Consider the following 22,407-nt stretch of genomic DNA (forward strand, 5'->3'; position numbering starts at 1 on the left):
CTGGTTGAAATCATGTCAAACCACCAAAAGGAACCTAGAGAATACGATGCCGTCCTCGGCGGTCAAAATCCACCCCCGATAGGTGCTGCGGTACTCGGAGGCATCCCCGGCCTTAAAAGCCGCTTAGCCTCGCCCGCGATCGAAGCTAGAATCGCCGCACTTTCCGAAGCGCTGAAATATGGAGAAGCAGGGTTAAATTTGATAATTCAAGCATTGCGGGATGAGTCAATCCCGGTAAAATTTGCTGCCTATGCACTGCTGAAAGATAGAGATGACTTAAAGATTAAACCCAATTTCCCCCAAGACTATCTTCCTACATTTGAATTTGATGTCATCACAGTCGATTCGTATGGACAAGAAAGCAGCCGTCGTAAGTCATTTGCTCGCTTTTTTCCGGAAGACTTAGGACACGGAATTATACTGGAAATGGTTTACATTCCCGGCGGCACATTTATGATGGGTTCCCCCAACGACGAAGCAGGACGAGAGGATGACGAAAGCCCGCAGCATCAAGTCACAGTACCAGCTTTTTATGTAGGGAAATACGCCATCACCCAAGCACAGTGGGAAGCAGTCATGGGAAACATTAACCCATCGTACTTTAAAGGTGAAAAACGTCCTGTAGAAGATGTATGCTGGTATGATGCTGTCGAATTTTGTGAGAAACTGTCGGAAACAACTGGGAAAACATATCGCTTACTGAGTGAAGCCGAATGGGAATACGCCTGTCGTGCGGGTACAACAACCCCATTTCATTTTGGGGAAACGATTACCCCAGAATTAGTCAACTATAACGGAAACGAATCCACAGATGTGGGGAGTTTTCCCCCCAATGCTTTTGGGTTGTACGATATGCACGGGAATGTTTGGGAATGGTGCAGCGATAAATGGCTTGACAATTATAATGGTGCACCGACTGACGGAAGTTCTTGGGAATCAGGAAACAATTATCGGATGGGGCGCGGCGGTTCGTGGGGCAACGATCTGAGGGATTGCCGATCGGCTTTTCGTAGCTACGATGCGCCGGTCCATTGGGAGTTCCTCAGCGGTTTTCGGGTTGCGTGTGTTGCTGCACAACCACCAAGACCAAATAAAATCATGGCCGACGCAAAACTAAGTCCAACAGAGACCTTTCAATTCCAAGTCATCACACTCAACCACTGGGGAAAAACCATCAAAACAGAACAGCGACAAGCCGAATACTTTAGTGAAAACCTAGGGCGCGGTGTCAGCTTAGAAATGGTAAAGATTCCCGGCGGCACATTTACGATGGGTCCCCCTGACAACCAAGGAGTTAGAAGTAGCGATCGAATTCTGCAGCATCGAGTCACAGTACCGACATTTTATGCAGGGAAATACGCCATCACCCAAGCACAGTGGGAAGCAGTCATGGGAAACAACCCATCGTACTGTAACTGTAAAGGTAGTAAAAAACGTCCTGTAGAACAAGTATCCTGGTATGATGCTGTCAAATTTTGTGAGAAACTGTCGCAAACAACTGGGAAAACATATCGCTTACTGAGTGAAGCCGAATGGGAATACGCCTGCCGTGCGGGTACAACAACCCCATTCCATCTTGGGGAAACCAGTTCTCTAGAATTAGTCAACTATGACGTAAACTATTCCACACCTGTGGGGAGTTTTCCCCCCAATGCTTTTGGGTTGTACGATATGCACGGGAATGTTTGGGAATGGTGCAGCGATAAATGGCATGACAATTATGATGGTGCACCGACTGACGGAAGTTCTTGGAAAACAGGAACAAACAATGATCGGCTGCTGCGCGGCGGTTCGTGGTACAGCCAGCCGTGTGATTGCGGATCGGCTAATCGTAACCACTGTGCGCCGGACGATGTCAACATGGGCATCGGTTTTCGAGTGGCGTGTGTGGCTGCGTTGATTGCCTAGGTCTTTACACTCTTACCCTCTTGCGCTTGGCGATTTTCAATCGCTTCTTGTCAAAAAAAGTCTGCGGAGGCCGATTAGGAAAAAACAACGTTTATTTGAAAATATCTTTCCGCTTCTGCAATAGCAAAGTGGCAGTCAAATAAACTCCTGCGTGCAAACCTAAAGTTCCCCAATTCAAAGCCAAGTTTTGCCATGTCGGTTCGTAGACGGCGCTTTTCTCGAATAGCTGCGGTAAGATTGTACGATCGAGCTTCCCCGATCGCACTTCCCTCAACCGTTCACATAATAATCCCGCGTTCCCTTCGCATTCATCGCTTCTCCGAGTCGATTTAACCCGTACACGTAAGCAGCAGTTCTCATGGAAACTGACAATTCCTCAGCTATTTTCCAAATTGCCTCGGTTTCTTCGACCATTTTATGCTTCAACCGCTGGTTGACTTCCTCCAGCGTCCAATAAAGCCCGCTGCGGTTTTGCACCCACTCAAAATAACTAACCGTTACGCCTCCGGCATTGACTAAAATATCAGGAATTACGTGAATTCCCCGCGTTTCTAAAACCAAATCAGCAGCAGAATCAATCGGCCCGTTAGCTACTTCAAAAATAAACTTAGCCTTAACATCATTAACATTGGCTTCAGTTATTTGATTCTCCAAAGCTGCTGGAACCAGCACGTCCACATCTAATGCTAAAATTTGCTCATTTGTTAAAATTTCGTGTTCGATAATATTGCAAACAGAACCTTCGCAGTAAATAGCTTTGATACCTTTGTTAGAGTTTTTAAAGCCTCGAATACTGGGAATATCTAGCCCTTGTTTAGCATAAATTCCCCCTTGGGAATCGCTGACAGCAACAACTTTGTAACCTGCTTTCCACAGCAATTCTGCTATTTCTGCACCTGCATTACCAAAACCTTGTACTGCTACAGTTGTATCTCGAGGCTTTAGCTGAAATTTGGGTAGAATAGTTTCTACTACAAAAAAAGCACCCATTGCTGTGGCCGTATCTCGGCCCAAACTACCGCCAATTGTCACTGGTTTACCAGTCACAACCGCTGGAGAAAGCTGCCGCTTAATAATATTGTACTGATCCATCATCCAACCCATAATCATGGGATTGGTGTAGACATCCGGCGCCGGAATATCGACATCGGGGCCGATGAAATCTGCGATCGCATCGACATAGCCCCGGCTCAACCGTTCCAATTCCAGTTTGGACAATTCCTTGGGATTGAGAGTAATTCCGCCCTTGGCCCCTCCAAAGGGCAAGTTGAGAACCGCACATTTAAAAGTCATCCAAAATGCCAAGGATTGCACTTCATCAAGGGATACTTCGGGATGATAGCGCACTCCTCCTTTAGACGGGCCTCTGGTATTGTCGTAGCGCACCCGATAACCTTGGAAAATTCTCAGGGAACCGTCGTCCATCCGCACGGGAATCGATACAATTAAACTGGATTTGGGATGTTTCAGCCGTTCGATCGTATCCTCGGAAAGGGACACATATTTTAAGGCTCGTTCTAATCGGCGACTGGCATCTGCAAATAATGAATCAGACATAAGAAGTTAGTTGACTGTTGTCAGTTGACTGTTGTTAGTTGTCACTTGACAGTTGTTAGTTGTCAGTTGTCAGAGAGAAGAAGGCTTCTGGTACTTAAGCTAATTTAATCACAATCCAGGTTGAATTCTGTCAACACTCAACAGTTAACTGTCCGCAAAACGGCATTGTGTCGATCGACAATCTCGCAGTGCCAAGCAGCGATTAAGCAGATACACTTACAATAGAGGGTGATATTTAAGCTCAAGCCGCAATTTGAGTTCGATCGCTCAAATCACAGCCAGCCACCAGGGGAATTAAATTCTGAAATAGATCGAGGCTTTAGCTGACGTTAGAAACTGAATTATTATTATGGTTGGACTCCTAGCCGCACTCTCTGCGTCTGCGGCAGGGGGTATGAGAATTGCCCTGCCCCTGCTGTTAATTGGTTTGTTGCGGATTGACAAACTTTGGTCGGAAATACCTCTATTGTCGGGGGTTCACCCCCCAGTGGCGATCGCCATCTTGGTGAGTTGGTCGCTGTTAGAGTTATTTGCTTCTAAAACTTTTGTGGGACAGCGGGTATTGCAAATTGTGCAAATTATTTTCAGTCCCATTGTAGGAGCAATTATGGGAATTGCGATCGCTCAGGTAAGTTCGATCGACGAAATTATTGCTCACCCTTGGATGCTGTGGATTATTGGTGTTGTCGGAGGTTTGTTGGCTTTAGTGCTGCAACTGGTACAAGCAGGATGGCTTTACCGGCTGCGGGGTTTGCCGATTTGGGTGATTTTCCTCCAAGATGTTCTGTGCATTTCCTTGGTTTTGTTTGCCTTTGACGCCCCGCGACAGGGAGGGTTAGTTGCTATGATGCTGCTGTGGCTGGCAATTCGCAGTTCTAAAGAGTGGTATCGCTGGTACAGAAGTCAGGGAATAACGGGCGATAGGGGAAATCCCCGCCGCCGCAAGCGCGATCCAGATTAGTTAGTGATTAGTTATTTGTGATTAGTTATATCGTTTACAGTTGTTTCGGAATGATTTAACCGCAGAGACCGCAGAGGGCGCCCAGGAAGAGAACAGAGAGATGAATAATTCCGATCCCAACGGATTGATATCATTAGTCATTTGTAACAGCGGTCAACAGTCAACAGTCAACAGTCAACTGTCAACTGTCAACTGTCAATTTAAAGCAAGCCGATCGAGTGTAGCGGGCCCTGACCCGTAATTAACTCGATCAATAGTGCCACAAAACCAATCATCGCCACACGACCGTTCCAGACTTCGGCCCCCGTGGTCAAACCCCACTCCCACTGCTCTTGAGGGTACATTTTCACTATCTTGGAAGGGCGTATAACATCAGAGAATTTTACGCTGGGAGATTCGATAGACTCGATGACTAAATCAGCCAAGGCTTCAATAAACACCGGATGAGTATTCAGGGCGGGCACTCGGTAGAAATTCTGAATTCCCGATTCTTCTGCTAATTCTCGATACTCCATGTCAATTTCTTGCAGAGTCTCGATGTGTTCCGAAACAAAACTAATCGGAACTACCAACAAATCTTGGACTCCATTTTCTGCCAATTCGGTAATGGCGTCTTCGGTGTAAGGCTTGAGCCATTCCACCGGGCCAACCCGACTTTGATAAGCTAGAGTGTGTTCGTTCGATCGATCCAAATGTTCCATAATCAGACGAGTGCAATCTTGTATCTCGCGCTGATAGGGGTCTCCAGCCTCTTCTACATAGCTGAGGGGGACGCCGTGGGCGCTGAAAAAGATGTGAACTCGATCGGGATGAGGATTGTGGTCTAGTTCTTGGGCTATCAGTTCCGACATTGCCTGAATGTAGCCTGGCCGCTTATACCAAGAAGGAATAGCGGTATATTCGATCTCGTTGAGGGCTGGATCTTTGCCCCACATTTCTTCTAGCTGCCGGAAGCTAGAACCGCTGGTGCTGATCGAAAATTGAGGATACAGCGGCAAGATTGTCAAGTGTTCGATGCGATCGCGCTTAATTTTGGCGATCGCCTCTTCGGTAAAAGGATGCCAGTAGCGCATCCCCACGTATACTCGAGCATCTTGTCCCTTTTTTTGCAAGAGTTCTTGCAGCGAAGCGGCTTGTTCTTCGGTAATCCGCCGCAAAGGAGAGCCGCCCCCGATTTGGCGGTAGTTTTCCTGAGATTTCTGAAAGCGCAGGGTCGAAATCAACCAGGCGAGCGGTTTTTGCATCCACGGAAACGGAATGCGAATGATTTCCGGGTCAGCAAACAAGTTGAACAGGAAAGGGCGGACATCCTCGATTTGATCTGGCCCGCCCAAGTTTAATAGCAATACTCCCACACGACCCATAGCGGTTACAGCTCTCCCATCGTCTCAGTTCTGTTATTTATCTTTATCATATAACTTAATAATATATTAAGTCGATAGCAAGGTATACATAATTTTGACTGTGGCAACAATTTTTAGAGATTTAAGTTATCGGTATCAGTGGCTCTACGATGCGATCGCGCGTCTGGCTGCTTTGAGGGTAGGCGGCGAGGCTCGTTTGGGCCAACTAGCTTTAGATTTTAGAGGCGACCCCACGGATGAATCCGTTTGCAGGTCGATCGGATGCGGATGCAAGTCAATTGCGATCGACCAAATTTTGTAGGGGCGAGTTTCACCAACAATAACTGCCTAAAACCAACAATCTTGTAAACTCGCCCCCACCCAACGGATCGTCTACATGAACTCTGACTTCGTAAAGAATCGGAAAAATGTACATTTCGATTTACGGTTGGGTTGGGGCGGGTTTTATATATCTTCAATCATTGGCAATTATGGTTGGTGAAACCCGCCCCAACAGCCACCTAATTACTCATAACTAAAAAAACTTTTTCGCTTCGGCCAAAGCCGCCTCAAACTTTAGCAATACATCCTTTTCTGTGTGAATAACTTTCTCTTGTTCTAGCAGGGGGCGACCAAAGCGAAAAATGCCGTCCTGTTCTACGTGGTCTACATAAGGCAGCGTTTCTGGATGCGGCAAAAATTTTCTGCCGATGGTGTACGGCGTGTGGAAAGAAAAACTAAAATCTGGAAACTTGTCGCTCTTGATTTCCAGGTAGTAAAGCGAGTAATAATCTTTGGTTTCGGAGTACACGCATTCGCGGCACTTATTTACCAATTTGCGGTTCTGATAGAAAAACTCCCACTTGTCCCAATAGTAGCCATCTTTCATCATTTCCTGGTGGTCGTCGCACAGTTCGAGATATAATTTGTCAGAATCCGCCGGACGGTAGAAGTAAAGCATGGCGTAGGGCATTTCAATCAGTAACTTGACTGCTTGATTTTTTCGCTGATACCATTCCTGCTGGTGAGTTTCGTAGACTTCCTTATATTTTATTGCTTTAAAGCTGTTGAGCTGATTTTCTTTGGCCCACCGCGACGCCCAAACTGTCCAGTAAGCTAGCTGGAAGGTTGCTGAAATTTCCGCCGAACCTTGTTCTTTCCAGTCGGCAATAATTTTTTCCCAAGCGGAACTAAAAGCTCCTCGGGATTGTTCGTTTTCGGCGCGGTTTTCTGTATTGATTGGGAAGGCTGTTGGGCGATTATTTTGAATCAGCCCTTTGGGTTCTTTGCGCCAATTATTAATATCGGTTTGCGTTAGACTTAAGATGAATCTTCTGTCGTGAACGGGATATTCTAAATGGATTCCTGATTTGCGGAAAGAGCGGTATTCTAGAATAGGGAGTTTGCCTTGTTCAATCCACTGCTGGCGTTCTGCTGGCGAACACTTGAGTATTTCTTCTAATTCTACGGGATCGACGGCTAATTCACTTTTGAATGTCTCCCAAAATCTTTCTTGTTCGGCTGCATTTACTTCCAGCACGGATACAATTCGGCTGACGAGGTGATCTGTTTTGTCTGGGCAATTTTCGGGAAGTCCTAAAAATTCGAGGAGTTTGGTCTTGAGTATGCGTCTGGCAGAGATTAGCTCGGCTAACATGAGAAGCTCCAGTAGAGTCATGACTTGCGCCCTTGAATTGGCAAGATTTGCGCAAGTCTTATATATCTTAATAGATTCTCCTGGGTTGTCGGCAATTGAAATGTCGTGAAGCGAAGCTATCCCGGAGGGAATCGCCCGGACTCGACCCCATCCCTAAGCAAAAATACTCAAAACAAGGGCAAAAGACCGATCGACCTTTTGCCCTGTTTGGCTAAAATCGATAATTGCGATCGCGCACCCACAAACTCACAGGCACAGCATGGCCTGTTTTGTCAACCTTTACTTCTACCAAAAAAGATTGTCGCTGGTTCCTTTGAGCTTCGCTAATCTCCTGATTGACTTTTTCCCTTTCATCCTCTGGCATATAATAAGTTTCTAAGCCGTATTCCATCTGCCAACTGTTATATTTGCCTTTAATAGCGATTTGATTGGCGGGCAAATTGGTGGGATTTTTGAGACTGACGCGGACGGGTTTCCAAGCTTGGGGGCGGCCGGAATTAGTCGCCGCTTTTGGCGCTTCTAAGATTACATAAAAACTGGTTTTTGGCTTGGGATTGTGCGTAGTTTGTTGACAAACAACCCCGGGCGGACAAGAGATTTTTTCCGCAGGTAAATCTTTCCAGCCGGGGAGTTTTTCGAGATTTGTGCGATCGGAAATATCATAGCTCAAAACTTGGTAATATCCGCGCAGCAAATCGTAAGGGTCTACCGGTACTGTTTGCAGGACAACTGTTTTGCCAGTAATAAAAGTGTAAACTGCGGTGGCGGGTACTGCGGCAATTAGTCCGATTTGCAGGAGCAAAGGACCCCACAGCCGCCACGCGGGAAGGCGTTTCGCCGCGGGGGGAAGCTGAAACAGATTTGTTGTATCTGGATTTTCAACTAATAAGTCAATGTTGTTTGTGTTCATGTTAGGTATGGGTTATATTGTTTAGGGTTGTTTCGGAATGATTAAACCACAGAGACCGCAGAGGGCGCAGAGTTAGAGAACAGAGAGATGAATAATTTCTATTCATCTTTGATTTTTGCGAAGTGGCGCTCGAACCACAAACCCGCAGCAATTACGCCAAGTCCGCACAAAACAAAGACAAAAGATTTGAGCAACAATCCTGTATTGTATTCAAACACTCTGCTGATTATTTGCAGGGTAATTAATACCATGCCTCCCCAAAAAGTCTGGCGGTTTCCTAATGCTAAACCTTCTCGGATTAAGCCGACAGCAAGCAAAAATAAGCAAACATTGAACAGAAAAGTCGCTAATTGAGGAATGGGAGTAAAACTGAGGTGAAAAAGCGGTATAAAGGCGCTGGCGAGGATTAAAATTCCGATCGCACCTGTGGTCAAATTCACTCCTTTTTGTTTCGGCCGCCGCAGTTCCAAACGTCCCAAACGCAGCCATTCAAACACCGTGAAACCGCCCAAAACAGCCACATTTGCCAGCAAAACCCAATCCGGATCAGTTGGCGCAGGATTCGGCGAATCTTGCCACAACCCGTAGAAAGAAAGAAGATAAAACAAACCGGCGAGAAACAGCAGTGCTAAACTGCGGGCGGTAGGTTGAAACAGCCTGCTGTGTACCTTCGGCCACATTGCATCGTCGTATCCCCACAGCAAAGCGGGCGGTAGGGCGCAAAAAATTGCAACACCCCAGGTTGGATTTAACCCTTGGGCAATGGAAACTTGTAGGGAAAAAATTATCGCGATCGCACCTATGGCAAAAATAGCACGCGATCGACACCAATAAGCCAGCGGCACAAACATTATACTGGCTGCGATCGGCATTTGCCGCACCAAAACTTCCAGCCAAGAAAACTCGACTTTAGAAGACCAATCTAACACGGCAAGCCAATAGCCCAAACCGATTAAAAGTGCGGACAAAACGCCCAAGGAAGTCAACCGCAAACTGTAAGCCATTCCGAGCACGCCGATTCCCCAAGCAAGGAAAAGTCCGTAGGAAGAACCGCCAATATGGAACATTTGCGCCATCAATGCCATATTTGCTCCTAAAATCAGAGCACCTAACAGCAACAATCCTTCACCTAGGAGTTTGTTTCGCCCTTTTGTTAAGGGCATATTGGGATGGGAGTTTTTGCTTCGGGATGGGGGAATTCGCCACAGATAGAAACCCGCTGCATTGACTGCTACGAAAAGACTTAGCAGCAGTGCAACTCTCACTTCGCGCGACCAAACTTGCCAGTTTGCGGCTACAAAGGTGATGACTCCTATACCGAGGAGAATGCCGCCGAGACTGATGAGAATGCTGAGGAAACGGTTGCGGGAGGCGGTTTCGAGTGTGTTGAATTGGTAGCGTTCCGAAAGTTGTTGGTAGAATGAAGTATCGATGAGTCCTTCTGCTTGCCAGAGTTTGGCTTGATCCCGCAACTCGCGCCGAAATTTATCTGAAATCATTGTTTATATTCCAGAGGATTTGAACTGTGATAGTTTTTAATATGTCACTTGTGGGTCGATTGTCGATGGAGGCTGGGACACCTGCTGAACTAGCACAGCAGTTTTGATTGATATCCTTCGGCTGTTGAAACCGTTTCTACATAAACAAACTCCCAGCAGAAAGGAACGAATAAATCAAGGAATGTAATTTTATGGTACAAGCTCAATCTAAAAAATTAACTTTTGACGAGTACCTTAATTACTCAAATGATACGGGTCAACGCTATGAGTTAATAGATGGGGAGTTAATAGCTTTGCCACCAGAATCTGAACCTAATAATTTCATTGCTAACTATCTATTTTTCTATCTTGCTAGCAGCGGGCTAGTGCCACTTAGACTGATTAAAACGCATAATTGCGAGGTTCAAGTTGCCGTTTTGCGTTGGCGAAGCCCTCGAAGAGGATCGGGAGATGCGGCCAACCGCTACCCCGATTTGATAATTCTGGAACCCGAACACATTCCGCTGACAGCAACCAGGCTAACTATCACTTTCGATATGCTGCCTCCTCGGTTTGTTGTGGAGGTAGTCAGTCCGGGTAGAGTGGGCAGCGAGCGATCGGGATTACGATCCTCTTCGAGGGCTTCGCCAACGCAAACGAGCTCAGTACGCAGCGCGGGGCATTGCAGAGTATTGGGTTATCGATCCAATTGAACAAGTTGTGACGGTTTTGCGGCTTGAGGATGGGCAATATGTTGAGGTTGGGGTATTTCGGGATGGAGAGGCGATCGTATCTCCGATGTTTCCACAGCTAAGTTTGACGGTTCAACAGATTTTGAGTGGAGAGGTTTAAGGGCGGATCAATAGCTAATTGGTTAGCATTCATCTAACCTGTCACTTTTCCTAGTAACGCAGAATTTTGTTTCAATCCCCGATCGGGATTTAGTTTGATTGCAACTATGAATCATTTGTTGTCGAGGATTACAATCCTCGATGTTTCAATCCCTCATAGGGTTTTATGGTAATTGCAACCGGAATTACTTCGTTTTGTCGATCGAACTGGCGATCGCCTGCGGACTGGAAATGTGATATCAATTCCGGCTGCGCCGGAATGATATAGAGGACACGGCAGTGCCGTTTCCCTACGCCAGATTTATTGTAGGGAAACGGCACTGCCGTGTCCTGATTGCGGGTTATATTAATTCCGATGCTACCGGATTTGATATGAGAGGGGTTGGCGATCGGTGAAGCAAGTGCTGGCAAAATAGCCGTACTAGCCACCATCACCGCAATACTGTTTGGCGATCGGCAATGGTGGCCCATCAGCTTGTGCTGTTAACTGATGTTTAACCGAGTTCTAAGGTTGTCACCCCAAACACTTGATTTATGGGTAAATTTGGTGGCGTTAATGTGTACATTCGTGCAGTTTCAAAAACTGGTTTCATTCCGTACTTGTCAGCCAGATTAATACCTTCTAAATTGGTATCAGGCACATCTAAAAATACAGTAAAATCGGGTATTTTTGCCATTAATCCTTGCAATAATAATTCGGCAAAACCGACATTATCGGCAAATAATGGCCCAATTTTATACCCCTGACGGCAAACTCTTAAAACGCCATAACCGCTTAGTTTTCCCTGATGTTTGACACCTAAAGCGATTATTTTAGGTTGTTGAATCCAATGCTTTAAAAAAACCGGACGGGGAACAGGAAAATGTTGAGAATCATAGGCTAGAATTTCTTCCCAAGGAACGGTTGAAAGTGGAATCAACTCGTCAGGAATAACTCCAAATCCTCGACCTTGATAACGAATGTGACGGTGAGCTAATTTAAAACCAGATTTTTGATAATTTTCCTGTTGGGCAATAACGCCATCCAAAGCAATATTTCGCGTTCCTAAATATTCGATCGCGGCTTGCCACAATTTTACTCCCCATCCCTGGCCCCGAAAGGAAGGTTTGACAATATATAAACCAATAAAACCAAAACTGGAATCATAGGCAACGGCAGAAATTGAAGCAATAGGTTCATCATTCAAATAACCCATGAAAAATCCTTGAGGATCGGTTTGAAAAAAACATTCGGCATCATAATATCCGGGGTTCCAACCTTCTGCCGCTGCCCAATCTACTGCTAAATTAAGTTCCGATATCGTCATCCGGCTAATCATCCATTGTTTTTGGGTCATATTTTTGTACTTAAAGTTATTGGATCTGGGGTTTTTGGCGATCGCAACGATATGCTGCCAGTTCATGCGCTGTTACTGCCACCGTTTTTCAATCCCTGATAGGGTTTTACGATCGTTGCAACTTTAATCATACCAGTACCATTTTAATACCGATTTGTCAAAAGGCAAAATTTTCAACAAACCTCAAAACCTTTGACAGCAAGCAATACAGCATTTGCGTCCGTCTGATTTTTCATAAAGTGCCTTAAACCCATACTACGCAACTGATACAGCCGAAAAAAATCACCCCCTTAATAAAACACCTACCCCTAGGCGCAAATTTTATCCATCAACCTGATTCAGATTCCAGTCGTAAGGCAAAAAAACGATCGCCCATCCATCACCCACAGCCGCCTCCGGTCCCAAATAACCGCCCACATACTCAGCCACCGAACCCGCCGCCTTTACAAAATCCTCGCCGTACCACTTAAAAATCTTGCTCAAATAAAGAGTCTTTTTCTCGGCATCATATCGCACCTTATCAGGATTGTGAATAAAACGGCTGGCATCTGCTTCTAGTTGAGTCCGCACCGACTCCGGGAAATAAGCCCCGCGACGCAGCAGCGGGCACCCGACAGAAGCGCAAACTAATGCAAAATGGATGCGCGGTTCCGCAAATTCCGGCCGCAAAATTGCGTGTTCGATTTGATTGAGACTGTACTTTTTGCCGCCAATAATCGAATTTGAACGGGTGAAAAAATCCAAAAAACTCAGCCAGTTGGGAATTCCCAAAACTTTGGGACGGATGGACGCGATCGGATATACTTCGAGAACTTGAGAAATTGCGATCGCATTATACGCATTCAGCCACAACGCCAGCCGCGCATCCGCATCAGTAAAATCCGCCAAATCCACATCCGCCAAACTTTCCAGCCACGCCCTCAAAACATCCGCCCCCTCAGCTTTCCAGCCCCGATAATTGACGCGGCCGAAATCGTCAACGTAGCGTTGCAGCAACTCGTCCCAAATCGTAAAGTCGATCGTACCGATCATTTATTACTATCCTTAATAAAAGGCGGGCATTGGTTTAGCTTCTGCTTCTATTTAATACTACCTTCAACCGAAATAACACCTGCCACCTTAGCATTTTTTAGATTAGCCCCGTCAAACGGGCTCTGGATTAAATTAGCTTCGTTCAAATTAGCGCCTTGTAAATAAATTAGCTTGCCGCCAAGAAGCCCGGATAAATTAGCTTCCCTAAAATTTGATCCTCTCAAATCTGCCCCTTGCAAATCCGCATTTGCTAAACTCGCGTGCGGCAGGGGAATGCCGATAAAATCGCCGCGCTGACAATGGTTATTTTACCGCAACTAATTGATTTGCTGGGGTTAGCTGCAATCACCGGTGCAGCCAACCCGAAAATCAGTCCCAATGAAACTGCTCCCAAAGTTACAAATTTCCTGCTCTTTACCTTCTACAATTTTAAAAGATTCTTAATTTCAATTTCAACGGGGATCGGTTTCTTCCGGCACAACACCCCTCCCACTTCGATCGGCAATTTTTTAATTTTCCCTTACCTCCCTAACACACTATGACGGATCGAACCAACTTTTTCGATAAACTGTTAGCGGCTGTTGAAAGCAATCAAAGTTTGCTTTATTTAGCCCTCGACCCCGACCCGGAAACCTTGCCCGCGCTGGTTTCCATGACTGGGGAAGAGACTCAAACTTTTGTAACTGATTTGTTGTCAAAGCTAAAAAGTGCGATCGACCAAACAGCCGATTTAATTTGTGCCTGCAAAATCACCCTCGGTTTTTACCAATCTCTCGGTATTCCCGGTTGGGAATTGCTGCAACAAATTTTAAAAATTATTCCCCCTCACCTGCCAGTAATTTTAGATGCGAAACACTGCGATTTAAATACCAGCACAGTGTTTGCCAAAATTGTATTTCAAGACTGGCAAGTTGACGCTATTACTTTAAGCCCCTATGCCGGATTAGACCAAGTAGCGCCTTTTTTGTTATACGCCGGAAAAACTGTTTTTGTACTCTGTGCCACCGCCAACCCCTCAGCGGAGGCTGTGCAAGAATACCCGACGCCAAACAACCCTTTTTACTTGCAATTAGTCCGACTCTCTCAAACTTGGGGAACTCCCGAAAAAGTCGGTTTAGAAGTAGGAGTAATGCCGGATATGTTGGCGCGCATCCGCCAAGCAGCTCCTGAGCGCCTAATTTTAGTCGAAGGAGACATCCCCGCAGAAAATGACATCACAGAAGAAAACGACCTCGCACAACTACTGGCGGCCGGTTTAAGCAAGAATGGTGAAGATTTATTGCTGCCAGTCCCCCCAAGTTTATTAGCGGGGAAAGAGCCGCGCCGAGAAATTGAGAAATTGCGGGATAGTATTAATAAACAGAGGCTGCGGGCGATCGCAGGTAGTCCCACTTGCGAACTGTGGCTGCCCGATGTTTGCTTTTTACAACCGGAACCTCACCGCGATTTAATATTGCAACTTTATGACATCGGCTGCGTAGTTTTTGGCGACCACGTACAAGCATCGGGAGCCGTATTTCCATATTACATCGACTTGCGGAAAATAATTTCTATTCCGCAGATTTTTCATCAAATTGTCAGCGCTTATGCAGACATTCTCAAGGATTTAAAATTCGATCGCATTGCCGGAATTCCCTACGGTTCTTTACCCACAGCAACGGGTTTAGCTTTGCGGATGGAACGCCCGATGATTTTCCCGCGCAAGGAGGTGAAAACTTACGGTGCAGGTAAGTTAATTGAGGGGCATTTTCAGGCTGGAGAAACGATTGTCGTAGTCGATGATATTTTGATCAGCGGCAAAAGCGTGATGGAAGGCGCGGCTAAGTTAAAATCTGCTGGGTTAAATGTGGAAGATATCGTGGTATTGATCGACCACGAACAGGGAGTCAAAGATAAATTGCAGGCTAACGGTTATCGCGCCCATTCTGTGTTAGCGCTTTCGGAAATAGCTGAAATTTTGTATCGAGCAAATCGCATTGATACCGAGCAATTCCATCTTTTGACAGCGGAACATTAAAGTAGATATCAGTTTATTCATCTCACGCGGGGAAATCCTTGTACTTATTAGATTTTACATTTATGAAGTACACCCGCCTATCGCGAGCTTCCCCGTAGGGACTTAGGCCAAGCCGTGTCCCTATACTTCACAAAACTGGAATACGCTGTATCAGATTTTACCAGAATTCAATTTGATTGATATGGAGCGATCGCTCTTGTTGGCGCAAGTGTTGAAAGCTATTTGCAAGTTGCAGAATGTGCAGTTGGCTTAATAAGGGCGATCGCATCGGATGTTATTGTGAGGGTGGAGTCCTGTGCTCGATCGGTGGATTTGGCGGTTGTTGGGTATTTTGAGTGCTGATGTACGTTGTTGCTAACTGAATTAGGGCGATGGCGATCGGTACTACAACTACCTGGATCGACCACTTGGTGTCTGAATTGTCAGATTTTTTCACTTGATTTACCTTTTTAGCTGATGTACTCTTGTTCTGGGGTAGCCGATTTAAATTTTTCATTTAGTTAATTCCAATATCTACAATTTCGATAATAAACTAACTTTCTTACTATTATTTGATTGCTAAATAAATTCAACAAAGTTGTCAATTGCCGGGGAATTACCCCTTTTTTTGACAAGGGAGTAGAAGGGTTTGTGAAAAAATATTCACAAATGAGCTGGTGTTTGTAAATTTGTGAAATTAAACTGGCTATCGGGGCTGAAGCTGACAACTGTGGTAAATTAGTAAGAGTGGTAGGTAAAGCGCTAAGGCAGGTATGCGGATCATGAATCAAAAAGAGTTTGACGCCATTTATCCAAAAAAGCTAAAACCCCTACAGCATGAGGTATTAGATATGTGGTTGCAAGGGAAGTCAGAGGAAGCGATCGCTAAATCCCTCAAACTTAATGATTCATCGGGTGTCAGATACCATATTTCAAATATCTGCGAGTTATTTGGTTTTAAAAATGAACCGGGCGAACGCTTCCGACAGCGCGATCAATTAATCCCGCTATTTGCTCAGTATAAACGTGAATTAGTTAGCGATAAATTAATAAAAGCTTCGGGAATCTCCTCTGACGATAGAGAAGAATTGAATTTTTACTATGTAGAGCGTCATCCGATAGAATCTGAATGCTGTGATAAAATCTTGGAACCTGGAGCAGTGATTCGGATTAAAGCACCTAAATATACGGGGAAAACTTTACTGTTGAACCGAATTATCGAGCGTGCTAAAGGTCATAAATATCAAGCCGTTACTTTGGATTTTAACCAAGCAAGTAGTAGTGTTTTCTCAAGTTATGAGGAATTACTAAAATGGCTGTGTAAACGAGTTGGTAGAAGTTTGGGTTTAGAAAACAAATTAGCTGAATATTGGGATAGCGATGAGTTTGACGAACACACGAATACTCAAACCTACTTTGAGGACTATTTGTTAAAAAATCAGACTCAACCTTTGGTACTGGCTTTTAAAAATGTCGATCGGGTTTTTGATCAAGAATCTTTCCGAATTGATTTTTGTGAATTATTGAGATGTTGGAGTCAACTGCACCTTGAGGGAAATCAATTTGCTGAACTTTGGAAAAAATTGCGGTTGATCATTGTTCACTCAACCAATGTTTACGGTTCCTTAGATATTAACTACTCTCCTCTTAGCGGTGTGGGCTTAACTAAAACTTTACTCGATTTCACTCCCGCTCAAGTTGATTATTTAGCAAAGTGCTATCAACTTCAGGGGTTGAATTCAGATATATTTAAGCAATTTAGGAAAATTTTTGGCGGGCATCCTTATCTGATCCAAGAAGCTTTTGTTTTTCTCCGCAAAGAGCAATGTTCCCTCGATAGACTTTTGGAAATTGCTGCTACAGAAGCAAGTCCATTTATCAGTCATTTACGAGAACAGTTGGAAGAACTCCGTAAAAATCCTCAACTAGAAACTGCTTACTATCAAGTTGTCAATGAAACACAGCCCGTGCCACTTGACACCAACGCAACTTTTAAATTGCAAGGTATGGGATTGGTGCTGGTCGATCTAAATAATTGTTTGCCTCGGTGCGATTTGTATCGGCAATATTTTTTCGTTCGCCTAAATCCCAATTAATCGGGGGAACAAATGACTTACAAATATATTTGTGAAGCTACTTTGGGCGTTGATACCCAAACTTATGTCGAGCGAGAAGCTGACCAACAACTGTATGAAGAACTGAAAAAAGGTAAGTTTTGTTATGTTTTAAATTCGCGCAAAACAGGTAAATCCAGCTTGCGCGTACAAGTGATGAATCGCCTGAAACAAGAGGAAATAGCTTGTGTTGAAATAGATTTTTCTGGAAAGGGAACTCAGTTAACTACCCCGGAAAAGTGGTACAACAGTATTTTGTTAAATCTCAATCGCAAATTATCGCTGGATGTCAATCTAAAACATTGGTTGAGCGAGTGTGATTGGCTGTCACCGCAGGATCGTTTGGCAGAGTTTATCGATTCTATCCTCCTGAAACGCATTTCTCAAAACATTGTAATTTTTATTGATGAAATTGATAGCGTTCTTAGTTTAAACTTTCCGACTGATGACTTTTTTGCTTATATTCGTGCTTGTCACAATCAAGGTCAGAGCGGTGAAAATCCTGCTTATCAACGCTTAACATTTTGTCTGTTGGGCGTCGCAACACCTTCAGATTTGATTCAAGATAAAAAACGCACGCCCTTTAATATCGGTCAAGCTATTGAATTAAAAGGTTTTACTAAGGAACAAGCTGCACCTTTAGCGAAAGGCTTAGAAGGAAAAGTCGATCGTCCCATTCAGGTTTTAAATGAGATTATAGACTGGACGGGCGGACAGCCTTTTTTGACTCAAAAACTTTGTAAAATTGTCCTAGAACAAGCAGAAACCAGCAATCCTGAGATTGCCGAACTGGTACAAGCTTACATTATTAACAATTGGGAAGAAAACGACAATCCCGAACACCTCGGAACAATTCGCGATCGCATCCTCAGCAATCAACAGCGTACCAGCCAACTCCTCGGCATCTATCAGCAAATTATTACCCCCCCTAACCCCCCCTTGCTAAGGGGGGGGAAAGATAGCACTAATTCTTCTTTAGTAAGGGCTGGGAAAGATACCTCTAATCCTCCCTTAGCAGAGGAGGAAAAAGACAATCTTACTCCCCCCCTTGCTAAGGGGGGGCTGGGGGGGGTCGCCGCTGATAACTGTCCCGGCCAAATGGAGTTACAGTTATCGGGGTTAGTTGTTAAAAAACACGGTCAACTGCAAGTTTACAACCCTATTTATCGAGAAATATTTAACCTCGATTGGGTAGAGAAAGAATTAGCAAAACTCCGCCCCTACCAGGAAAACTTCGCCGCTTGGATAGCCTCAGATTGTCAAGATACTTCCCGACTGTTGCGCGGCCAAGCGTTGCAGGATGCGTTGCAGTGGAAAGTGGGGAAACGTTTAAGCGATGAGGATGATAAATTTTTAGATGCCAGTCGAGCTGATGAACTGCAAGAACTGAAAAAAAGTAATGAATCATTAAGAGAATTCCGTAAACAATTCAGGAAAGTTTTCAAAATCGAAGAAGCTGGACGCATGGCGTTAAATCTTTTTCAGTCGAAGGGACAGCAAATAGAAGCCTTGCGGGCAGCTATCAAAGCAGGAGAAGATTTAAAGAACTGGATCCCAGATAATCCGCCGCTTTCCGAATATCCCGTTACCAATCCTCTGTTAGTTTTGCAGAATATTCTTGCTAAAATCCGCGAAGAGTACCAGTTTGTCGGACATAAGGGATCGGTAAATAGTGTCTATTTTAGCCCGACTGGAAATGCGATCGCTACTGCCTCAATTGACGGCACAGGCAAATTGTGGGACTTGCAGGGTAACTGCTTGGTAACATTCACCGGACATAATAAGTCGATATGGAGTGTCAGTTTTAGCCCGACTGGAAATGCGATCGCTACTGCCTCATATGACAAAACGGCCAAATTGTGGGACTTGCAGGGCAACTGCTTGGTAACATTCACCGGACATAATAACTCGGTATGGAGTGTCAGTTTTAGCCCGAATGGAGAGGCGATCGCCACTGCCTCAGATGACAACACCGCGAAATTGTGGGATTTGCAGGGCAACTGCTTGGTAACATTCACCGGACATCATGACTTGGTAAATAGTGTCAGTTTTAGCCCGACTGGAAATGCGATCGCTACTGCCTCACATGACAAAACGGCCAAATTGTGGGACTTGCAGGGTAACTGCTTAGTAACATTCACCGGACATAATAAGTCGGTATGGAGTGTCAGTTTTAGCCCGACTGGAAATGCGATCGCTACTGCCTCAGATGACAAAACAGCCAAATTGTGGGACTTGCAGGGCAACTGCTTGGTAACATTCACCGCACATAATTATCAGGTAACAAGTGTCTGTTTTAGCCCCACAGGAGATAGGATCGCTACTGCCTCAGATGACAAAACAGCCAAATTGTGGGACTTGCTGGGTAACTGCTTGGTAACATTCACCGGACATAATAACTCGGTATGGAGTGTCAGTTTTAGCCCCACAGGAGATAGGATCGCCACTGCCTCAGATGACAAAACAGCCAAATTGTGGGACTTGCTGGGTAACTGCTTGGTAACATTCACCGGACATAATAACTCGGTAAATAGTGTCAGTTTTAGCCCGACAAGAGATGCGATCGCTACTGCCTCATCTGACAAAACTGCCAAATTGTGGGACTTGCAGGGCAACTCCTTGGTAACATTCACCGGACATAATGGCCGGGTAAGAAGTGTCAGTTTTAGCCCGACAAGAGATGCGATCGCTACTGCCTCATCTGACAAAACAGCCAAATTGTGGGACTTGCAAGGCAACTGCAAGGTAACATTCACCGGACATAATAACTCGGTATGGAGTGTCAGTTTTAGCCCGACAAGAGATGCGATCGCTACTGCCTCATCTGACAAAACAGCCAAATTGTGGGACTTGCAAGGCAACTGCAAGGTAACATTCACCGGACATAATAACTCGGTATGGAGTGTCAGTTTTAGCCCGAATGGAGAGGCGATCGCCACTGCCTCAGATGACAAAACTGCGAAATTGTGGGACTTGCAAGGCAACTGCTTGGTAACATTCACCGGACATAATGACTCGGTAACAAGTGTCTGTTTTAGCCGCACAGGAGATACGATCGCCACTGCATCACAAGACGGCACTGCCAAATTGTGGGACTTGCGGGGGAGTTTACTGGCGGACTTTAGCGGCTATAAAGGCAATTTGCTCAAAGGTGAGGCTGATTTTGTGGAGTTGAAAAGTCCGATTTATAGTATTTGTTTTAGTCGGGACGGGAAGTTTTTAATAACTGGTTCGCAGGATGGAAAGGTGCGGTTTTGGCCGATCGAAAGTTTGGACGAGTTGTTGGCGAGGGGGAGGGAATGGCTTGGTGAGAAAATTTAACCGCTGATCCACGCGGATGATTTGAATTTAGCAACGATTTTACGATTCTTTTTCACTTGTTCAAACTGCTATTAGCTTTACCCACTTTAGACACCAGAATTATTGAATAATTCGGGTATCTAGCAGACTACAAGCCGGAAATTCAAAAGTCAAGATTTATTAAGATTTTACAATAAAGCGATGACAAATCGCAAATCATGTATCTAAAATAAGAGACAATTTGACCCGAAAACTGAAGGTAAGAAAATGTCTGAACTTAGACAAAATCTAATTACCAGAGATTGGGTAATCATCGCCACCGAACGGGCGACAAGACCGGATCAATTCGCCAACAAAAAAAAGTGGACAGCAGCAGTGCCACCGCACCGTGCCGATTGCCCGTTTTGCGTGGGAAATGAGGAAGACGGAACCTTAGAAACTTGCCGTTTGGGCGATCGCACCGGCTGGAAAGTCAGGGCCATTGGCAACAAATATCCCGCCCTCTCCCCGACAGCAGAATGGATGAGAATATCATCGGGAATTCACCGCACGATGGCGGGAATCGGCGTTCACGAAGTAATTGTCGAACACCCGCGACACGATTTGACGACAGCTTTGTTGAGCGTTGAAGAAGTAACGGACATACTTTTAGTATACCGCCAGCGTTATTTAGAAATCAGAAAATATCCTCATATTGAAACAATTATTATCTTCAAAAATCACGGGGAGAGTGCCGGAACTTCTCTCGAACATCCTCACTCGCAGATAGCAGCTACGCCAGTTGTACCCAGCCTATTTCGCAGCCGCATTGATGCAGCAGTTCGCTATTTTGACGACACGGGAGAATGTCTGTTTTGCCGCACTTTGGAAGATGAGTTAGCGGCGGGTGAAAGAGTGATTTTCGAGAGCGAACATTTTGTAGTTTTTATCCCTTATGCTGCACTTTCGCCGTTTCATATCTGGATTTTTCCGCGCCGGCATTCTTCTTCGTTTGATGACATTACCGATGCGGAAATTACGGATCTTGCTTATACTTTGAAAACTGTACTGGTTAAGCTTTATTACGGATTGAACAATCCCGATTACAACTATACTATCCGCTCTGTGCCGACAGCGGAACAGGGGACAAAATACTTTCACTGGTATATCGCAATTATTCCCAGAGTCACCAAGCAAGCTGGGTTTGAGTTGGGCAGCGGGATGTTTATCAATACTGCTTTGCCGGAAGAAAGTGCGGAATTTTTGCGATCGATCGAAATTCCTAGCGACAGTAATTCCCGGCGACTCTAAAGTATCCTGCATCACAAATACGTCAAATTGTAGTGGAAATCCACGCAGGCACTCTGAGTTGCGAGTCAGTTTTGGGGGAGGAAACAGATACCATTTGAGATTTGAGATTAAAAAATTGAAGAATTGGGAATGACAGACGATCTAAGGGTTTGGATCGCGGGCCTACAGTTGCATTCTTTTTTGAAACAAATATGATTTACGATCTAAAGTTATTAATGTACAAATACTTAGGGATTTTACCAAACTCACAATAAACTTTCGACATACTGCCAGCAGTCGTCGCTAAAAGTAGCTCTCAAAATATCTCTAATTTTACCATCGATCGATAATATCCCCTCGCCCGAGTCGCCATTCTCGCCGATTTCGCAACTCTCATCAGACAAATGTTCTCGGAGGTGGGCGAGAGTAGCTGCGAAATTAGCCAGAAAATAATGTTCGTGCACCCACGCTGTCGGATCGGGTATTGCTGCACTTCCAAAAGCTCGATCGACTAAATCTTTTTTGGCAACATCGTCAGTCTGGTTTTTCATGTTGAGGTCGATTTAGGTAGAATTTGTAACTTATCCTATCTTAAGCTTAATTTTAAACAGGAGGGCGATCGCGATCGACCCACCGCAGTGACAAATTTGTGTAGTTTTTGCGATCGCGATCCTAATTTTTTTGTCGCTTCCGT

The 22,407-nt window shown here is 45.0% G+C and carries 21 protein-coding genes and 1 pseudogene; 9 read left to right on the plus strand and 13 right to left on the minus strand.

Annotated elements, in window-relative coordinates:
* Positions 1–12 precede the first annotated feature (12 nt).
* A complete protein-coding gene (locus QUA02_RS07005) occupies positions 13–1,908 on the plus strand; it encodes a formylglycine-generating enzyme family protein (RefSeq protein WP_333026289.1) in 1,896 nt (631 codons plus the stop codon).
* A gap of 91 nt (positions 1,909–1,999) precedes the next feature.
* On the opposite strand, the gene QUA02_RS07010 is transcribed toward QUA02_RS07005, so the two are convergent.
* Entirely contained in the window at positions 2,000–2,182 is a 183-nt protein-coding gene (locus tag QUA02_RS07010) for a hypothetical protein (protein ID WP_333026394.1), read from the minus strand.
* On the minus strand, positions 2,179–3,465 hold the full coding sequence (locus QUA02_RS07015; RefSeq protein ID WP_333026291.1) for a Glu/Leu/Phe/Val family dehydrogenase: 1,287 nt from the start codon (positions 3,463–3,465) through the stop codon (positions 2,179–2,181). Before QUA02_RS07015 ends, QUA02_RS07010 begins: the two co-directional genes overlap by 4 nt.
* A gap of 349 nt (positions 3,466–3,814) precedes the next feature.
* Here QUA02_RS07015 and QUA02_RS07020 point away from each other — a divergent pair, with 349 nt between their 5' ends.
* Complete coding sequence (locus tag QUA02_RS07020; protein WP_333026293.1) at positions 3,815–4,426, plus strand: DUF4126 domain-containing protein; 612 nt, start codon at positions 3,815–3,817, stop codon at positions 4,424–4,426.
* A 200-nt stretch (positions 4,427–4,626) separates the two neighbouring features.
* Here QUA02_RS07020 and hemH read toward each other — a convergent pair whose 3' ends face one another.
* Positions 4,627–5,790, minus strand: coding sequence for a ferrochelatase (hemH, locus tag QUA02_RS07025; RefSeq protein ID WP_333026294.1), 1,164 nt, complete (start codon positions 5,788–5,790; stop codon positions 4,627–4,629).
* Between the two features lie 100 nt (positions 5,791–5,890).
* Here hemH and QUA02_RS07030 point away from each other — a divergent pair.
* Positions 5,891–6,007: pseudogene (locus QUA02_RS07030) on the plus strand (SAM-dependent methyltransferase); the annotation flags it as partial.
* A gap of 297 nt (positions 6,008–6,304) precedes the next feature.
* On the opposite strand, the gene QUA02_RS07035 reads toward QUA02_RS07030, so the two are convergent.
* The 3 genes from QUA02_RS07035 to QUA02_RS07045 all read right to left on the minus strand — a co-directional run bounded on the left by QUA02_RS07035 (position 6,305) and on the right by QUA02_RS07045 (position 9,835).
* Positions 6,305–7,447, minus strand: a complete 1,143-nt coding sequence (locus QUA02_RS07035) for a hypothetical protein (RefSeq protein WP_333026295.1) — start codon at positions 7,445–7,447, stop codon at positions 6,305–6,307.
* A 190-nt stretch (positions 7,448–7,637) separates the two neighbouring features.
* Entirely contained in the window at positions 7,638–8,336 is a 699-nt protein-coding gene (locus QUA02_RS07040) for a GDYXXLXY domain-containing protein (protein WP_333026297.1), read from the minus strand.
* Positions 8,337–8,434: 98 nt separating this feature from the next.
* Positions 8,435–9,835: a DUF2157 domain-containing protein gene (locus QUA02_RS07045; protein ID WP_333026298.1), complete on the minus strand. Its 1,401-nt coding sequence runs from the start codon at positions 9,833–9,835 to the stop codon at positions 8,435–8,437.
* A gap of 191 nt (positions 9,836–10,026) precedes the next feature.
* On the opposite strand from QUA02_RS07045, the gene QUA02_RS07050 reads away from it, so the two are divergent.
* Positions 10,027–10,527, plus strand: coding sequence for a Uma2 family endonuclease (locus QUA02_RS07050; RefSeq protein WP_333026299.1), 501 nt, complete (start codon positions 10,027–10,029; stop codon positions 10,525–10,527).
* Positions 10,514–10,666 carry a hypothetical protein gene (locus tag QUA02_RS07055; protein ID WP_333026389.1) on the plus strand — a complete coding sequence of 51 codons (153 nt, stop codon included), beginning with the start codon at positions 10,514–10,516 and terminating at the stop codon, positions 10,664–10,666. Before QUA02_RS07050 ends, QUA02_RS07055 begins: the two co-directional genes overlap by 14 nt.
* 128 nt (positions 10,667–10,794) lie before the next feature.
* Here QUA02_RS07055 and QUA02_RS07060 read toward each other — a convergent pair whose 3' ends face one another.
* The 5 genes from QUA02_RS07060 to QUA02_RS07080 form a co-directional block, all read right to left on the minus strand.
* A complete protein-coding gene (locus QUA02_RS07060; RefSeq protein ID WP_333026300.1) occupies positions 10,795–11,136 on the minus strand; it encodes a hypothetical protein in 342 nt (113 codons plus the stop codon).
* A gap of 23 nt (positions 11,137–11,159) precedes the next feature.
* A complete protein-coding gene (locus QUA02_RS07065; RefSeq protein WP_333026302.1) occupies positions 11,160–12,002 on the minus strand; it encodes a GNAT family N-acetyltransferase in 843 nt (280 codons plus the stop codon).
* Positions 12,003–12,323: 321 nt separating this feature from the next.
* Positions 12,324–13,034, minus strand: coding sequence for a DUF547 domain-containing protein (locus tag QUA02_RS07070; RefSeq protein WP_333026303.1), 711 nt, complete (start codon positions 13,032–13,034; stop codon positions 12,324–12,326).
* Between the two features lie 47 nt (positions 13,035–13,081).
* Complete coding sequence (locus tag QUA02_RS07075; protein WP_333026305.1) at positions 13,082–13,273, minus strand: pentapeptide repeat-containing protein; 192 nt, start codon at positions 13,271–13,273, stop codon at positions 13,082–13,084.
* A gap of 11 nt (positions 13,274–13,284) precedes the next feature.
* Positions 13,285–13,428: a hypothetical protein gene (locus QUA02_RS07080; RefSeq protein WP_333026308.1), complete on the minus strand. Its 144-nt coding sequence runs from the start codon at positions 13,426–13,428 to the stop codon at positions 13,285–13,287.
* A 144-nt stretch (positions 13,429–13,572) separates the two neighbouring features.
* On the opposite strand from QUA02_RS07080, the gene QUA02_RS07085 reads away from it, so the two are divergent.
* The gene (locus QUA02_RS07085; RefSeq protein WP_333026310.1) at positions 13,573–15,051 is read left to right on the plus strand and encodes a bifunctional orotidine-5'-phosphate decarboxylase/orotate phosphoribosyltransferase; all 1,479 of its coding nucleotides are present in this window, start codon (positions 13,573–13,575) and stop codon (positions 15,049–15,051) included.
* A 274-nt stretch (positions 15,052–15,325) separates the two neighbouring features.
* Here the strand turns inward: QUA02_RS07085 and QUA02_RS07090 are convergent, their stop codons facing one another.
* Entirely contained in the window at positions 15,326–15,547 is a 222-nt protein-coding gene (locus tag QUA02_RS07090; protein WP_333026311.1) for a hypothetical protein, read from the minus strand.
* A 265-nt stretch (positions 15,548–15,812) separates the two neighbouring features.
* Here QUA02_RS07090 and QUA02_RS07095 point away from each other — a divergent pair, with 265 nt between their 5' ends.
* The 3 genes from QUA02_RS07095 to galT all read left to right on the plus strand — a co-directional run bounded on the left by QUA02_RS07095 (position 15,813) and on the right by galT (position 21,734).
* Positions 15,813–17,126: an AAA-like domain-containing protein gene (locus tag QUA02_RS07095; protein ID WP_333026313.1), complete on the plus strand. Its 1,314-nt coding sequence runs from the start codon at positions 15,813–15,815 to the stop codon at positions 17,124–17,126.
* A gap of 12 nt (positions 17,127–17,138) precedes the next feature.
* A complete protein-coding gene (locus QUA02_RS07100) occupies positions 17,139–20,465 on the plus strand; it encodes an AAA-like domain-containing protein (RefSeq protein WP_333026314.1) in 3,327 nt (1,108 codons plus the stop codon).
* 246 nt (positions 20,466–20,711) lie between these two features.
* Positions 20,712–21,734, plus strand: a complete 1,023-nt coding sequence (gene galT, locus QUA02_RS07105) for a galactose-1-phosphate uridylyltransferase (protein WP_333026315.1) — start codon at positions 20,712–20,714, stop codon at positions 21,732–21,734.
* 245 nt (positions 21,735–21,979) lie between these two features.
* Here the strand turns inward: galT and QUA02_RS07110 are convergent, their stop codons facing one another.
* Positions 21,980–22,264 carry a hypothetical protein gene (locus QUA02_RS07110; protein ID WP_333026316.1) on the minus strand — a complete coding sequence of 95 codons (285 nt, stop codon included), beginning with the start codon at positions 22,262–22,264 and terminating at the stop codon, positions 21,980–21,982.
* Between the last annotated feature and the right edge of the window lie 143 nt (positions 22,265–22,407).

This window comes from Microcoleus pseudofavosus SVA1_A4 (assembly GCF_036700565.1).
Lineage (GTDB): Bacteria > Cyanobacteriota > Cyanobacteriia > Cyanobacteriales > Microcoleaceae > Microcoleus.